The organism is Chlorogloeopsis sp. ULAP01, from assembly GCF_030381805.1.
Taxonomy (GTDB): Bacteria; Cyanobacteriota; Cyanobacteriia; order Cyanobacteriales; family Nostocaceae; genus Chlorogloeopsis.
The window spans coordinates 40,258-56,770 of the sequence record NZ_JAUDRH010000019.1; the positions used below are offsets into that span (position 1 = coordinate 40,258).

Below are 16,513 nucleotides of genomic sequence, written 5' to 3' on the forward strand. Positions count from 1 at the left end.
CGTTGCGGAGCCAGTGCGGTGGTGAGCCAGCGCGCCCTAGCGGCTACCCGGAGGGTAGCCGCTAGCTAACGCAACGCCTGACGGCGAACGCGTCTAGTGCCGACTTGTAGCGACTGGCGTAGACACGTAGACGGACGTAGTCCGGCTTCTCGCAGAGTAGTGGATAAGCGAAAGTAAGGGTTCCCCGGCATAAAGGAGCCAGTGCGCCCTTGCGGGTTAAGCGCGTCGAGTGCGACTGGCGTCACCTGGCGTGGGTTAAGCGCGTTGTAGTGACTGCCGTGCGGGTTTTAATAACAATCTCTCTAGGATGACGAAATATCTAAATAAACCCGCTCCTAGCAATGACCAATGACAAATGACTAACTAACCATTTTGTGTCAAATTTAATAGATCAAAATCAAATCTTTAAGCTATTAATAGTATTTGGTGTTAACAAATACCTTTTTGCTGCTTGGCAATACTAAATTGTTCTGAGTTTTTCTGAAGCAAAGTGATTGTGGACACTGCTAGCATCAAAAATGGATGAACATAATAATTTGCCCTGGAATCCACGAATCAAGCTTAACCGAGAATTTTGTTGCCAGCTTGAGAGAGAGAAATTTTGATACCTCAACTAGTAAAAGTTTAGTAAATATACTAGTTTTCCCAACGGATGGCTATTCGTCTTTATCGGCATTTCATATTTTGCAGTTTTTATTTGATCGCTTGAAGAATCAGCAAAAATCGCCTGTAATTTTCATAAGTTTTAGTGCTGGCGTAGTTGGGGCGATCGCATCTGCATACTTGTGGCAAAATTCCGGAGGTCATGTTAAGGCTTTTATTGCTATAGATGGATGGGGAGTTCCATTACTGGGAAATTTCCCTATCCATCGAATGAGTCATGATTATTTCACCCACTGGAGTTCCAAAATACTTGGTTGTGGGCAAAATAACTTTTATGCAGATCCACCTGTCGAGCATTTGGATATGTGGCGATCGCCCCAGACTGTGCAAGGTTGGTGGGTAGACTTGTCTATTGGAGAATCGCAGCTACAAAAACGTCTAAGCGCGGTTGAATTTTTGTATATGCTTTTTATGCGTTATGAAGAAAATTAATCCGGAAAGCATAGGGATGAAGCAGGAGTGACAATGTGATGGGGTGATAGGTTAAAAATTAACCTTAAACCTCCCCAAATCTCCCCGCTTTCCGCTGTTTTCCCTATTCCCCCAACCCTGATTCTGATGTTTCCAACTGAACCTGCTGCCGTAAATAATGGATTTGGTGTTCTGCTTAAAAACCGTGGCTTTATGCTGCTGTGGATAGGACAGTTATTATCCCAGATGGCCGATAAAGTCTTCTTTGTTTTGATGGTAGCCCTACTAGAAAACTACCCACCTCCTGTCGGTTTAGCACAAAACTCCATGTACTCAACTTTGATGATGGCGTTTACAATACCAGCCATTCTGTTTGGTTCTGCTGGGGGTGTCTTTGTTGACCGCTTTCCGAAAAAGATTATCATGGTTGGCTCTGATTTGGTACGCGGTCTATTAACGTTGCTAATTCCCTTTTTGCCACGGGAGTTCCTGGTTCTGTTACTGATGACTTTTGCGATCTCCACAATCACGCAGTTTTTTGCCCCCGCAGAGCAAGCAGCCATTCCGTTGATAGTACGAAAAGAAAATTTAATGGCAGCTAATGCGCTATTTAGCAGCACGATGATGGGCGCTCTCATTGTTGGGTTTGCGATCGGTGAACCAATATTGAGTTGGTCGAAAGATGTGCTAGGGCCAAATTACGGTCAAGAGCTTGTTGTCACCATCTTATACCTATCTTCTGCGGGCATGATGCAGTTTATCAACTTTAAAGACAACAGAACTCTTGATAATAGTGAACCTGTCATCCATCCTTGGACAGACTTTAAACAGGGCTTGCGCTATCTCAAAAGTAATCGTTTAGTACTAAACGCCATGCTGCAACTAATCACTCTATATTGTGTATTTGCAGCTTTAACGGTGTTGGCAATTCGATTGGCAGAGGAATTTGGCTTAAAAGAGAAACAATTCGGCTTTTTCTTAGCAGCAGCAGGGGTAGGAATGGTCTTGGGAGCAGCAATTTTGGGGCATTGGGCTGATAAAGTACATCACAAGCCTTTACCCTTGTTTGGATTTTTAATGATGGCAGTAGTTTTGGGAGTATTTACCTTTACCCATAATTTATTGTTAGCGTTGGGGCTTTGTGCCGTCTTGGGAATTGGTGCAGCTTTAGTTGGTGTACCAATGCAAACTTTAATTCAACAGCAAACACCACCTTCAATGCATGGTAAAGTATTTGGATTTCAAAATCATGCCGTTAACATTGCTCTGTCGGCTCCACTGGTAATTACTGGCCCTGTCACTGATGCTTTGGGCTTGCGAAGCGTGCTTGTGGGAATGAGCGTAATTGTTGCTGTAGTTGGTGTGTGGGCTTGGCAAAATACCCGTAAAGTTTTGCAAGATGTGATTTAGAACGAAGGCAGACGGCAGACGGCGGAAGGTTTTTTCTACTACACCCCTGTACCCTTACACACGCCAGATGGCGCCAGTCGCACTCGACGCGCTTAACCCGACGCCACTTAAGCTCATCCCCCGACTGAAGTCTGGGGGATGAAAGCGGGCCGAAGTGAATTGGGAATTGGGCATTGGCCAATGCATGAATGCCCCTTGCCCCAAGACGACGGACGACGATTCTGAGCGCCCCTTAAAGGAACGGGCTTCCCCGTCGTCTTTTGGTGACGCCAGGTGCTACCCTGCGGGAAGCCGCCCTCTGGGCGTCTACAACGCGCTTAACCCGACGCCAGGTGCTACAACGCGCTTAACCCGCAAGGGCGCACTGGCTCCTTTATGCCGGGGAACCTTACTTTCGCTTATCCGCCTTCGGCGTCTACGGCAGTCGCTCATGGGGGAGACCCCCTGTTCTGCGCGCTGCCTCACCACCACACTGGCTCCCCTACACCCTCTTTCAATTCATAAATCAGTCTCTTATGTCAAGGATAGGGAACAATCTCAATTAATTATGAGAGTTTTAAATTAAAATGAAATTTTAAATACAGAATTTCAGCTTTATCTTAGCTATCACGTGAGGTTTGACTGTGCGATCGCGTTCCCAAATAGGTGCCACACAAATTGAGAATCACACCCAGTCTAATGTCTCCTTGTCGCCAGTCGCAATGCCCAGACGTGCTTCTGGTGGTTTTGCATTGCTTGACAGTCTCAAACGCCACGGCGTTGAATATATTTTTGGTTATCCTGGCGGCGCGATTCTGCCAATTTATGATGAACTTTATTTTGAACAAGCCTCTGGCGGTATTAAGCACATCCTAGTCAGACACGAACAAGGCGCAGCCCATGCCGCAGATGGCTACGCTCGCGCTACGGGCAAGGTAGGAGTGTGCTTTGGTACTTCTGGCCCAGGGGCGACTAATTTAGTCACAGGCATTGCTACTGCCTACATGGATTCGATTCCGATGGTAGTTGTCACAGGACAAGTGCCACGGAAAATGATTGGTACGGATGCGTTTCAAGAAACTGATATTTACGGAATTACGCTACCAATCGTCAAGCACTCTTACGTAGTGCGTGATCCCAAAGATATGGGACGAATTGTGGCTGAGGCATTCCATATTGCCAGTACGGGAAGACCTGGCCCTGTTTTGGTTGATGTCCCCAAAGACGTGGCATTTGAAGAATTTGACTATGTGCCAGTAGAACCGGGTTCAGTAAAATTACCTGGATATCGCCCGACTGTAAAAGGAAATCCACGCCAGATTAACGCCGCAATTCAACTGATTCGCGAAAGCCGTCGTCCTTTACTGTACGTGGGTGGAGGTGCGATCGCCTCTGGTGCTTACGAAGAACTTCAAGAACTAGCTGAACTCTTCAATATTCCCGTCACTACTACATTGATGGGTTTGGGTGCCTTTGACGAACATCATCCCTTGTCTTTAAATATGTTGGGAATGCACGGCACTGCTTATGCCAACTTTGCTGTCACTGACTGCGACTTGCTGATTTGTGTTGGTGCAAGATTTGACGATCGCGTCACTGGCAAGCTGGATGAATTCGCTTCCCGCGCTAAAGTTATTCACATTGACATTGATCCCGCAGAAGTCGGCAAAAACCGCGTTCCCGATGTACCCATCGTTGGAGACGTGAAAAACGTCCTCACTGATATTTTGCGGCGATGTCGAGAATTGGATATCAAGAGTACGCCCAACCAAACCCAAGAATGGTTGAGATTAATCAATCGCTGGAAGGAAGAATATCCCCTGGTAGTTCCCCAGCATCCAGATAGTATGTCACCGCAAGAGGTGATTGTAGAAGTAGCTCGGCAAGCGCCCAATGCCATCTACACCACTGATGTCGGACAACATCAAATGTGGTCAGCGCAATTTCTCAAAACAGGGCCGCGACGCTGGATTTCTAGTGGTGGATTGGGAACGATGGGCTTTGGCTTGCCTGCCGCAATGGGTGCCAAAGTTGCTTTCCCCGAACAAGAAGTTATCTGTATTAGCGGTGATGCCAGCTTCCAGATGTGCTTGCAAGAACTTGGTACTCTAGCACAGTATGGCATTAATGTCAAGACTGTAATTGTCAATAATGGCTGGCAAGGCATGGTGCGTCAATGGCAGCAAGCTTTCCACGGCGAGCGTTACTCATGCTCGAATATGGAAGTAGGAATGCCAGATGTTGAGTTACTGTGCAAAGCTTATGGGATCAAGGGCATAGTCATCAATAGCCGGGAGGAATTGCCAAATGCGATCGCCGAAATGTTAGCTCACAATGGCCCGGTAATTATCGATGCCCATGTCACCAAAGATGAAAACTGCTACCCAATGGTAGCCCCCGGTAAGAGCAACGCTCAAATGGTTGGCTTACCCAAGCAGGCTCCAAAAACCGACGTAGAACCTGTGTATTGTGGCAATTGTGGTGCGAAAAATGCTCCTAATAATAACTTCTGTCCTGAGTGTGGGACTAAGTTGTAAGAGCAAAACACAGCAATACTAAATTAAATTAAATGGGGTGGGTAATGCCCACCCTATTTTTTAGTTTGTGTCTTGAGGTGCGATCGCACCTCAAGCAGGTGAAAATTTCTATAAGTCCAAACTATGTATTTCCCGCCATACAATCCGCCACTATTTTTGCAAAATGGAGTGGCAATGACTGTCTATGCTTCTTTGTGGGGATCTCTTAACTGGGAAAAATCTACAAAATTTCCAGAGCCTCCTTACAAGGAACAAATTTTTAGAGGTGGGCAAGGCGTACCAATTTTTGGCTGGGTGGCTATACCTAAAAATGCTCACAGCACAATTATCGGCACCTATGGTATTACAGGGGACTTAGAAAACCAATGGTTTCTTAGGCTTCTTGGACGTAAGGCATACACACAAGGATATGCTGTAGTTTTATTTGATTGGCGCGCTCATGGTAAAACAGCCAATTTGTCACCGACGCTAACTAGTGATGGTTTGTATGAGGGGGAAGATTTTGTCCGCATTGCCGCAACTGCTGCAAAAATGGGATGTCCAAGCAAATTTTGGTTTACAGGTTATTCTTTAGGGGGGCAATTAGCACTGTGGGCAGTTAAAGCAGCAATGGAACTGACTCAGAGCACAGAAAATTTAGGCATTACAGTAAGTGATATTGGTGGTGCAGCAGTCATTTGTCCTAACTTAGATTCGCGACGCTCTCTTACTTATTTAGTCAGCTACCCAGCAGGTAAATATTTTGAAGCCAGGATTGCCCAGAGTCTGAAAAATTTAGCATGGCAACTTCACCAAGCCCATCCTGGAAGTTTCGAGAAAGAGGCGATTGAAAGAGCGAATAGCATCTGGGGTTTTGACCGGGAACTAGTGATTGGAAGATTGGGTTTTTCTTCGCCTGAGGCTTACTATGACGCTAGCAGTGCTTTGCCATTACTAAAAAGTCTTTCCAAACCAACTTTAATTCTCTACGCACAAGACGATCCCTTCTTTGATCCAGCAATCGTCCCTGATTTACAAGCAATCTGCGCTAAGAATCCAGCTATAGATTTATTACTCACTCATCATGGTGGTCATGTTGGCTATTTAAGTAGCAACCGGTGCCAGCGTCAAGCACAAGACTCGGATTTATGGTGGGCGTGGAACCGGATTTTACAGTGGCTTGAGCAACAATCAAAATAAATATCTTGATATTTCGGAAATTTCCTTAGTGGCAATTAGTTGACTGCTATAACTTCTTTGTTAATATTTTCGGCGATCGCTTGCGCACTTGCCTTGCACTAGACAGTTGAGTGTGCTGTTTATCTTGTATCTATCAAAATAGGAAAGTCAGTAACAAATAACTGGAGTGAGAAAGATTTACATTAACATTTCTAGAGTAAAGCAAGTAGCGTGATAATACTTATTTTTTTCATTTCAAGGAAGTTTTTACACAATAGCGTGCAATAATGTACAAGTAGAATAAAACAAGCGTTAACACTCAATTATGAGTACAAAATGCTTCCCATCAAAAACCATGTAAGACTTATAAAGCACTTTTTAAAAGAATGCCGCAAGTCTGAAACTATGCTTTAAGTATAAGTAAGTATTGGTTGAGATATTGGAACTATACAGTTAACTCTTGCTTTATAACCTGTAAGTACATCATCTCTGCGGACGAACCATACCCTAATTATAGTAGGCAGGCTAGGTCAGTAACTGAGGCAAGAAAACTTATTTCTGGGTTGATTGTCATCAACATTCAACTCCTGCAACAGTTATTCACAAAATTTGAGTTGTATGCATTAAGATACAACATTCAGATTTACAATTTGCCAAATTTCAAAAATTTGGTGAAACAGAAGATATTTCGTGTTTCCTCAGTTTAAAAAAAACCAATCCAAACTGTTTGGATGGTACAGATTATTGCTTGTCATCCTATTCCAAAAGGGTTTGACTCAAAGCAAATGTGACTATTAAAAAAGATAGCCATCTGCTTTGCCATGCCGTCTTTGCAGCGCGATGTACAAATACCAAATGGAAGTTAAGTCTAAGTTATTTGTCATTACCGCAGGAGGTCATGGTGATCAAGTTTTCGCCACTAAAACCTTTATTTTTCATTAGTCTTTGTTTGGCACTAGTCTGGGGATTTCTATTCGGGCAACCGAGTATGTCGCAGACTCTGCCACAAGCACAAGTTCAGATTACGGGTGATGAAATTAGTGGTACTCTAAACCTCACTCAGCGTCAAGATGGTGTGGTAGAAATTCAAGGACAAGTTCGAGGCAGTACAGCAAAGCTGGCTCCTGGTTTACACGGTTTCCATATTCATTCTGTAGGAGTGTGCGACCCCAATGCTAGTCCTGCTTATAGCAGTGCCGGCGGACACTTTGATCCTGGGCCTTTTGGTAATGAACTTCCTGTACAGGATAACCATCCCTATCATATGGGTGACTTGCCCAACTTAGAAGTGAATGCGCTGGGCATTGCAACTTACAGTACCCAGACTAGTCGAGTCACAATAACAGAAAGCCCCCTCACCCTGTTTGATGGAGATGGTAGTGCAGTCATCGTTCACCTGTTACCAGATCAACAAAAAGCAGGTGGAACAGCAGCAGAAGCTGGTGGGGGAAGAATAGCCTGTGGAGTAGTGACTCGTAGTCTATAGAACCCAGATCTAAAACACTCTGAGGCGATCGCACAATTGCTCACTAGCACTTAGGGTTTTGAACCGGGCGATCACTATAATTAAGCAAACCGGATACAGAGAAGCTTTGCAACTCCACAGTCAAACTATCCTCTGTTCCGGTTTAGTAGTTTGTTAACTCAAAAATGCGATCGGCAATTCAGAATTTCTTCCACGATACTGGTTCCAAGGTGGTTGTGAGTTGGCTCGATGGAGATCCCCCAACCCCCTTAAAAAGGGGCTATAGTCTGTTTTCAAACTAGCCGACACCCGCGCATGGTGTTGCTATACATAGACGGGTACGAAGTCCGCATCGGTGGACTACTCAGTGCGTAAGTTCTAATCTAGTGAATTCTCGGCACCAGAAAATTATTAATTTGCTTAGGCTATCTACTGATATTTACAGCAACTTGATGGATAATTCCTCTTAGTCAAATTCTATTTACGCACACAGTAACTTTAAATAATGCCTAAGACAATTTCTAGTAGCTTGTTAATACTATTTTTAGGTTTACAAGTAGGCATCAATCACCAAATAGCAAAAGCACAAACTCCAACACCTGTAGCACCGACAACTAACCCAAAAACAATTTGCCCAGCTCAACTAGGAACGGCGGTAGATGCGATTATTAGCCGTTCTGAATTCAGTCGGGCGCGTTGGGGAATATTAGTACAAAATCTGGGTTCTACCGAAACCCTTTACAACCGGGATGCTCAGAAATATTTCATTCCAGCTTCTAACACAAAAGTGCTAACTACAGCTGCCGCACTCATACAACTCGGTGCAAATTACCGCATTCGTACTTCAGTGTATCGCGATCGCGATGGGTTGCGTGTAGTGGGTAGGGGAGATCCCAGTTTAACCGATGCCCAACTGATAACATTAGCCAAGCAGTTGAAACAAAAGGGTATCAAAGAAATTAGGCAGTTGATTGTTGACGATAGTTATTTTCAAGGAGATATTGTTAATCCTAGTTGGCAATGGGAAGATTTACAATCAGGCGATGGGATACCAATAAATAGTCTAATTGTGAATCAAAATTCTTTTAGTTTTATTGTGTCACCCCAAACTTCAGGTAAACCTCTAAAACTAATTTGGTTAAATTCCGATCAGAAAAAACAGTGGCAGATAATTAATCAATCTGTGACAGTTGAGAAAAACCAACCAAGTTTTATTAAGGTTACTCGCGATTTACAAGGTTCAACACTGCGAATTCAAGGTCAGTTACCAGAAGGTTCTCAATCACAATTTGTCAATTTACCTGTGTTTACGCCAGCAGAGTATTTTTTACAGCGTTTTCGTCGTGCCTTAGCAGCAGAAAAAATTACTGTTAGACAAGCATCTATTTTAGATAGCAGTAGCGAAAATGAAATAGCAGAATTAGCCGTTGTTCAATCTCCTCTATTATCAGAATTGGTAATGACGGCAAATCAAAATAGTAATAATTTCTATACTGAGGCATTACTAAGAGCATTAGCTATTAAAAAACCAGCAACAAAAAATCAAAGTACAGCTGATGCAGGTATAGAAGTTTTAAAAGCAACTTTAACTCAATTGGGAGTTGAACCAACTAGTTATATTTTGGCAGATGGTTCGGGTTTATCGCGCAAAAATTTAATTACTCCACAAGCTTTAGTACAAACATTACAAGGGATGGCAAACTCACCACAAGCAAAAGTTTTTCGTGCTTCTTTACCTGTGGCGGGTGTTAGTGGTACTTTAAAAAATCGTTTGATTGATACGTCGGCAGCAGGAATTGTACAAGCAAAAACAGGAACTCTGGGTGGTGTTGTTACTCTCTCAGGATATGTTAATGCACCTAACTATAACCCAGTTGTGTTTAGTATGATGGTCAATCAAACTGAACAACCTGCAAGGGTTGTACGGCAAGCGATGGATGAAATTTTAGTGATGTTAGCGCAATTACAGCGTTGTTAGATTAATTTCACGACTTACCAAAGCCAATAGCTAATTTGATGTATTAAGAATAGGTTAATTTCCACTCTGTGCAACCCGATTTATCGTGATTGTGTTGGGTTTTGTAAACTCAACTCAGTCTCCAAATTCTATTACATTACTGAGGGTGCGCTACTCCAGTAGACGCTTTTTTAAACTATCAAATCTTTTGTGATAGTAAACCATGCATATGAGTCTTCGATTAAGCAAGATAATAGCGATCGCCTAGATATATAGTTAAGTTTATTTAAAAGTTTTTATTTGTTTACAAAATACTTCTCAATTACTAAAAAAAATGATATCGTACAGCCATCATTATCAGAACTAAGCAGCACTTAGTTTAGAAATATGAACTATATTATTCTTCATCTAAACAGCTTTACAAGCTGAACTTATTTTTATGTTTAGCACTAGCTAAATAAATTTTTCTGTATATTTTACCTAGTTCAACAAAAATTATGTTTGATTTTTTTAACTTTAATCTGAGAAAGAAAAAAAGGAAATTTTTTCAAAAATTCTCTGATTTTTTATCACCTTTAGATGTAATAAATCCTACAGATACATCTAGAAAACTTAGAAAATGGTTACAGGAAGAATTTGAAAAAGGTAGTAAACCCGAAGATTACAAACATATTATTGATGGATTAACTCAAGGAATTGAGGAATTTATTGAAAATCATGTTGATTTATATATATATAAACAGCAAACAGAAGCAAAAAGAAAAAGATTTAGAAGATTTTGGTCTTTTATTATTCTATTTTTTTCAGTTGTATCTATAATTATAATTAGTAGTATAAGCATTGAAAATCCGAAGGAACAAATACTTTTTACTTTGGTAGTTGGAGCATTACTAGGAATTTTTCCCATTTCCTATATTGCATATAGTTATTATAAATCTGAAGTACAAAAAGACCGATTAGAAAATGATTTAAGATTATTGGGATTAGTTTCTGAAGAAAATATTAACGAAATTAGTGAACTTTATAACACTGTATACAATCCCTTTCAATTTGGTGTATATATTATTTTATTTGTTACTTTAGCATCTATTATATTTGCAGCATACTACAAAAAAGACGAGCTAACTGTTATAAAAAGTATTACAGTTGAAATAATTTTTTATGCATTTCTTGGCTCTTACTTCTTTGGTATACAATTACTAATTAGAAGATATAATACTTTCGATTTACAACCACAAGTTTACAGTGCTGTTATTCTTAGGACTTTACTTTCAGCAGTTATTACTTTTAGCATCGCTTCACTGATTGGAGGAATTGAGAAGAATAATACAAATTTATCACTGCCTAACACAGTGGTAATAGTTCAACAAGAAAACCCCAATCAACCTTCTGAAACAGATTCTTTGCCTTGGCAAATACTAGCTTTTTTAATTGGAATTTTTCCTACTCGTGGTATTCGCTGGATAACCTTTGTTGCTAATCGCGCTTTGAGCGCACCTATTGAACAATACAATGAATATCCGCTCAAAAATATTTTAGGTATCAATACTTGGCATGAGGCTCGACTTTCAGAGTTAGGTATTGATAATGTTCAGAGTTTAGCTACTACAGATATATGTAAGTTACTTTTATCTACTCAGTTTGATACTCAACAAATAGTTAATTGGGTAGATCAAGCAATTTTATGTATGAAATTAGGTTCTAAAGTAGAGCGTTTACGTGAATTAAATATCAACACATTTCATGAATTACAAATTGCTATTTTAGAAGTGAAATCAGATGAAGATTCATATTTTAGCTCAAGCAAATCTAATAGTTATGAAGTAAATCAAAAAAATAATGGCTATGACCAGCAAGATACATTTAAGCGTTTATCATCAGCACTTGCTTTAACATCAGATGATATCAAGCTTTTGAGCGATTATTCTAATTATCCAAATTATACTCATATCAAATCTTATTATAGAGGTGCTCCTGAGATAGCCAGTAAACAAGCTGCTACTGGTAAACAGTTTCTGATGAAATCCTTGAGCAGGCAGATTACTATTAGTGGTATTCTTTTAGCCTCTTATAAAGATGAGGAGACCGGAGGTAATGTATCTATAAGTATTCATGAGCAGAAAGCAATAGAGCAAGAAATTAAAGAATTAAAAATGTTCTTGAAAGAAAATCCTAATAACGCTAAGGAATATATAAATTTAGGAACTCGTTATTATCTGCTTAATCAAGTATCTGAGGCGAAGAGAGTATATCAGCAAGCTATTCTTCTGGATTCTAACTTGGCTGAAGCATATAACAATAGAAGTGTTATCTTTATTGATGAAGGTAATTATGAAGAAGCAATTCGAGATACTAGACAAGCTATTAGAATAAATTCACATTTTGATGTAGCTTATAGCAATCTCGGATTAGCTCAATTACGTCAGAACGACGCTTTTTCAGCTATCGATACTTTGACAAAAGCAATAAATTGTAATTGTCGTCTTGCGGCAGCTTACTATTATCGTGGAGTAGCTTACAACACTGTTTCAATGGGAGAAGAGCATTTTAGATTAGCTGTGGCAGACTTTGAGAGAGCATACTTACTTGGCTATGAAGGTGATGTTTTATGGTCTGCTTGGGGATTGGCCTTAAGTAGTTTGGGAGAATACGAAGAGGCTATGGAAAAGTACGATGAGGCTATTGCTAGATGTGGAATTATTTCTGCTCGGCTTTATGCTCGACGAGCTTATGCTTATCTACAATTTGGAACATCTTTGTATAACGACGAAAAAAATCCCCAGCCTCAAAAAGGAGCTGTTTACTATCAAAAAGCATATTTTGATTTTGAGAAAGCCACTGCTAAAGAGGATAATGCTCCGGCATCTGCATTTGCTAATTTTGGATTACTCAAAGCCTTAGAAGGAGATATGAAAGCGAAGGAAGGTAAAAAAGAAGAAGCTAAGAAATATTATGATGAAGCAATTCACAAATATACTAAGGCTATTGAAATATATCACAATACACTTCCTAAACCCAACAATAAGGATGCTGCTCGCGAAAACGGCGAATTATATGAATTCCATAGAAATTTAGCAATGTTTTATCAGAAAGTAGGTGACTATGAAAACGCTAAACTTAATTATTCAGAAGCTATTCGACTTGGTGACGAAACAGTAGAAACCCACTTCAACTATGGGATATGTTTATTTAAATTCGGAAATTCTCTATTGGACGGTGCTATTCATGACTATAATGAAGATTATAGCTAATCAGAAGTTAGATAAAGATAAATTAATAACTGCTCTGCAAGCATTTAGAAATGCTAAAGAGGAATTTTTAAAAGTAAAAAGATTAGCAAATAATGAACATTTAGCTTTAGTGAAAAAAGCAGATAAATATATACAATATATTGACCAGTATATAAATTTGATAGACACAGCCTTAAAAAAAGAATAGTTAAAAAATAATAATTAATTAGGTTCGTATCTGTATTTATAATTTATTACCTACAAACTATCTTGCACAAATTTAACTTACAGTTGTTCAAGCAAAGTTTATATTTAATAGTTATAAAAGTTATTAAATTGAGCTATAGAAATAAAAACTCAGTATATCGGAACTGTTAGTTTTTGATTTGTAAGTTTTTAATGAAGTTGTATCTTTATATCCAAGTAGTTTATCTGAATCAAGTAACTAATTCTACGTATATTGACTAAACTGCCTCATTAGAGCGAAAATGTATATGGAAAAGTGTATTTTCCTCAGGCAAGTGTTGCTATTGGGGGAGATACCAAGCAAAAAAAATGGAGAATTATGAGAAAAAATAAAGAGCAGTTAAACTATTCAACTATCAAGCAGAATGATCAATGGAGTGCATCAACTGTTATAGGCGCTTTAAACCTCTCAGACAAACGCTGTGAAAAAAATCACACCATAACTAAGGTTCCCATTACTCGCGGTGTTTACATTGGCGGTGATGTGAGTATTGGTGGAGGTGAGTCCGTAGGTCTTTACTCTTGGGTTGATGAGATTCCGGATTTTGACTAAGGAATAAGCTATATCTTAGCGCTTAATTCTTACTCAACAGAGCGTGTTGAGCTTTGAGATTTGCAACATTAACACAGATAAACTAACGTCCAACGAGCATAGTGGCGATCGCTAGCAAAAGAAAGGGTAATTAAATTTCTCCTTTACAAAAGGATTAAAAGCTTCTTCCTCTGTTCTGCTTTGGTAGAAACAAGAGGATTTTTCTCAAAAATGACAAAAGATAATCTCGAATAGCCTTGAATAGCGATCACATTGGTAACTTAGCAAAGTCTCTAGTCAGGTACTAGGACTAATATTAAAACTTATAAACCACAAACCCCTTGATTTTTCATGATTTCAAGGGGTTTACTATAAGTGCCAGGAACCGAATTTGAATCGGTGACACGAGGATTTTTAGTCCTGTTACTAAGCCTTACAAATCAAGACTTTGAAAGCATTTTAATTGATTTAAAAAGAATTTACACCATTTTTACACCATTTAGGAGGTATTGTTCCAATTTAAAGACGGATAAGTTAAAAATTATCAAAAGTTACAGTCTGTACGAAATGACAAGTCTCTTAACAATAAAATAAATTTTCGATCAAGACATTTATTTACAAGCTGTGCTGTTCTATTGATTAGCTTTCACATTGTTAGTGGAGACTTCTGGGTTTGAAAGCCTTGAAATAAAGGGCTGACAAAGACTGTTTCCGCACGTTCAACCCAAAAAGTACCGTTTGAGCGATCGCTGCTAAGTCATTCATGAGAAGTTAAAGTTATGTACTATTTTTCAATAAGCAATTGAGCTTAAAATATTGTTAAAATCGGGGTCGAAAACAGAATTTTTAGGTAGCGATCACTTTTTGCCACGAAAAAGTAATGAGTGGTGATGGCGATGTTGAAATGAGTAAGTGGACGCGCTCACAAACTCTTCAACTAATTTTCTGTAAATTCCCTGTACCAGTATCTTTCTGCAAAATTCTAAAAATGTAGATAACAACTTTGAACGGATTAGGTGATTAAGATGCTAGGTAAACTAATTAAGTTAGGTGTTCAAGTCGTAACTGACGAACTTGAAGCAGCAAAGAAAACTAATACCAAACCATTTGATTGGAATATTATGATAACACAAGGTTCTAGGGTGGCGATCGCTCAAGTGGTAGTTTTCATTATTTTGAGCAGTTGCGTCTGGTTTTCCAAACCCCTAACTTTGCCATATTTATAGATAGTGGCTGATTAGTTATAGGTTTTAAAGGCTTTAGCACTACTACGAACGCGGGTAAAAAAGCTGCTACGTATTTACGCCTCACTTCTCTTTTTCCTGAGTCAGCGGAATTATTGTTTTGTAGCGATTATTAAATTAAGTTGCCCGATCCACCTCACTTTATTGAGGCTGCAACTATTAAAAACGAGAAACTACCTGATAGCTAAAGGGCTAAGTTCTTTGTTAGCGATCGCTTGCAAAACTTGGTTATGTAGTTTATTAAAAATGCTGGCTTGAGCTAAATCTCTAAAAAACTGCCCTGTAACTAAATTCAGGCAATTTAATATTCGTGTCTGCCATTGTTCTGAATTAGTCACATCTTTACCCCAAGCAGTGAATAGTTCTCTTTCTGATAAACCCTCTAAGCGATGAGAAAGATTATTTCGCATCTCCCGTGCTGGATGCCAAAATGCATAAAAATCATTACTATTTATAGTCGCTGGGATAGCAGCGACTACTAGATCCCGGAGAACTCTACCATAAAGAGAAATCTCTGAGATTTGCTTTTGTGATTGATTAAAATGAGTGCTTAAAGTAGGATATTTCTGTAAAATTGAGTCTTTAATCAATGGGTATTGATTAGATTCCTCTATCAAGTCATCGGGAAAATATTGGCTTGCCCACAAATATAAAACACCCTCAATAGCCCGATGGCTATGTAACATTGCCTCTGTGGTGTTCTGCTGTTGCAAGCGAACTACACCCAAATAAGCTTGTTCGTAAGCAATCCAAAATTTCTCGTGAATTGCTGGTATTGCCATAGAACTTCTAGCTAATGACAAAAACTTTTCAAACTGTCTTTGATTCCAAAGTATTCCTGCCTTCAATAAATTTGGTACAGCACCAAAACTTGAAGATGACTGCTGAAAATAAGGTAGTAATAGGTCGTAAACTTCAGCATAGTCATATCTGGCTAACAACTTCAAAGCCTGCTGCTGAGTTCTATCCCAAAGATAATTGTTTCCCAGAAATGGGCCACTGTAATCTGAGGGAATTCCAGCTTGATTTGCTTGAGTATTTTGCTTAAACTCAAAAAATTGAATGCGATCGCCATATAAGCTCAAACCAGAAATCCTTGACGCTTCCGAAGCTTGACCTACTCCTCCCTTGAGACAAAGCCAGATAGATTGATCTGCTTTAGTGGTAATTTTCTCTCTCCAAGTTCGCCGCCACCAATAGAACATCTGCTCAAAATTAGAAGGATTAGTTCCATCCTGGCCCAAGGAGATGATTTCAACACTAATATGATTAAATTGATTTACAATCCATGCTTTAATCAACTCTGCTGCATATAGTGTGTCCTTCTCTCGTTCTCGCACTTCTAATTTTTGGTCAGTGGCAATTAAATAGATTCTCTCTATATCTGTGGCTTTTTCACTGAGTAGTTTACCAATTATGACTGGCTTAATTCGCTCTTGATAAATAGTGATTTTATCTAGTAAATATTGAGTTAAATCTCTAAAATTGATATTATGCAGACCTAGATCAGAAATTACCTCTGCTTGTTCGCCAATAATCTCTCCATTTTGCATCCGGTCATCACCGATGTTATACCAAGTACCAGAGGAAATTTGAAATATTAAATCTCTAGTACCAATTGTGGCAATTAGAACAGCTTTCATAAAGATATTAAGTTAATGGATAAAGTTGAAAGTAGTTT

General features: G+C 39.4%; 12 protein-coding genes. 10 read left to right on the forward strand and 2 right to left on the reverse strand.

Annotated features, from left to right (window positions below; translation table 11 throughout):
• Positions 1-65: 65 nt before the first annotated feature.
• Positions 66-245 (reverse strand): hypothetical protein, encoded by a 180-nt coding sequence (locus QUB80_RS30510; protein ID WP_289793214.1) that lies wholly within the window; start codon positions 243-245, stop codon positions 66-68.
• 277 nt (positions 246-522) lie between these two features.
• On the opposite strand from QUB80_RS30510, the gene QUB80_RS30515 reads away from it, so the two are divergent.
• From QUB80_RS30515 to QUB80_RS30560, 10 genes are all read left to right on the forward strand, one after another.
• Positions 523-1,095, forward strand: coding sequence for a hypothetical protein (locus QUB80_RS30515; RefSeq protein WP_289793215.1), 573 nt, complete (start codon positions 523-525; stop codon positions 1,093-1,095).
• A 126-nt stretch (positions 1,096-1,221) separates the two neighbouring features.
• Entirely contained in the window at positions 1,222-2,484 is a 1,263-nt protein-coding gene (locus QUB80_RS30520) for an MFS transporter (RefSeq protein WP_289793216.1), read from the forward strand.
• A gap of 623 nt (positions 2,485-3,107) precedes the next feature.
• On the forward strand, positions 3,108-5,000 hold the full coding sequence (ilvB, locus tag QUB80_RS30525) for a biosynthetic-type acetolactate synthase large subunit (RefSeq protein ID WP_289793217.1): 1,893 nt from the start codon (positions 3,108-3,110) through the stop codon (positions 4,998-5,000).
• A 123-nt stretch (positions 5,001-5,123) separates the two neighbouring features.
• Positions 5,124-6,179, forward strand: coding sequence for a YheT family hydrolase (locus QUB80_RS30530; protein WP_289793218.1), 1,056 nt, complete (start codon positions 5,124-5,126; stop codon positions 6,177-6,179).
• An 877-nt stretch (positions 6,180-7,056) separates the two neighbouring features.
• Complete coding sequence (locus QUB80_RS30535; protein ID WP_289793219.1) at positions 7,057-7,644, forward strand: superoxide dismutase family protein; 588 nt, start codon at positions 7,057-7,059, stop codon at positions 7,642-7,644.
• Between the two features lie 484 nt (positions 7,645-8,128).
• Positions 8,129-9,601, forward strand: coding sequence for a D-alanyl-D-alanine carboxypeptidase/D-alanyl-D-alanine endopeptidase (gene dacB, locus QUB80_RS30540; RefSeq protein ID WP_289793220.1), 1,473 nt, complete (start codon positions 8,129-8,131; stop codon positions 9,599-9,601).
• Positions 9,602-10,077: 476 nt separating this feature from the next.
• The gene (locus QUB80_RS30545; RefSeq protein ID WP_289793221.1) at positions 10,078-12,831 is read left to right on the forward strand and encodes a tetratricopeptide repeat protein; all 2,754 of its coding nucleotides are present in this window, start codon (positions 10,078-10,080) and stop codon (positions 12,829-12,831) included.
• Positions 12,806-13,018, forward strand: a complete 213-nt coding sequence (locus tag QUB80_RS30550; RefSeq protein ID WP_289793222.1) for a hypothetical protein — start codon at positions 12,806-12,808, stop codon at positions 13,016-13,018. Before QUB80_RS30545 ends, QUB80_RS30550 begins: the two co-directional genes overlap by 26 nt.
• Positions 13,019-13,312: 294 nt before the next feature.
• Complete coding sequence (locus QUB80_RS30555; protein WP_289793223.1) at positions 13,313-13,609, forward strand: hypothetical protein; 297 nt, start codon at positions 13,313-13,315, stop codon at positions 13,607-13,609.
• A gap of 1,004 nt (positions 13,610-14,613) precedes the next feature.
• Positions 14,614-14,814 (forward strand): hypothetical protein, encoded by a 201-nt coding sequence (locus QUB80_RS30560; RefSeq protein ID WP_289793224.1) that lies wholly within the window; start codon positions 14,614-14,616, stop codon positions 14,812-14,814.
• A gap of 191 nt (positions 14,815-15,005) precedes the next feature.
• Here QUB80_RS30560 and QUB80_RS30565 read toward each other — a convergent pair whose 3' ends face one another.
• Positions 15,006-16,475, reverse strand: coding sequence for a hypothetical protein (locus QUB80_RS30565; protein WP_289793225.1), 1,470 nt, complete (start codon positions 16,473-16,475; stop codon positions 15,006-15,008).
• Positions 16,476-16,513: the final 38 nt, after the last annotated feature.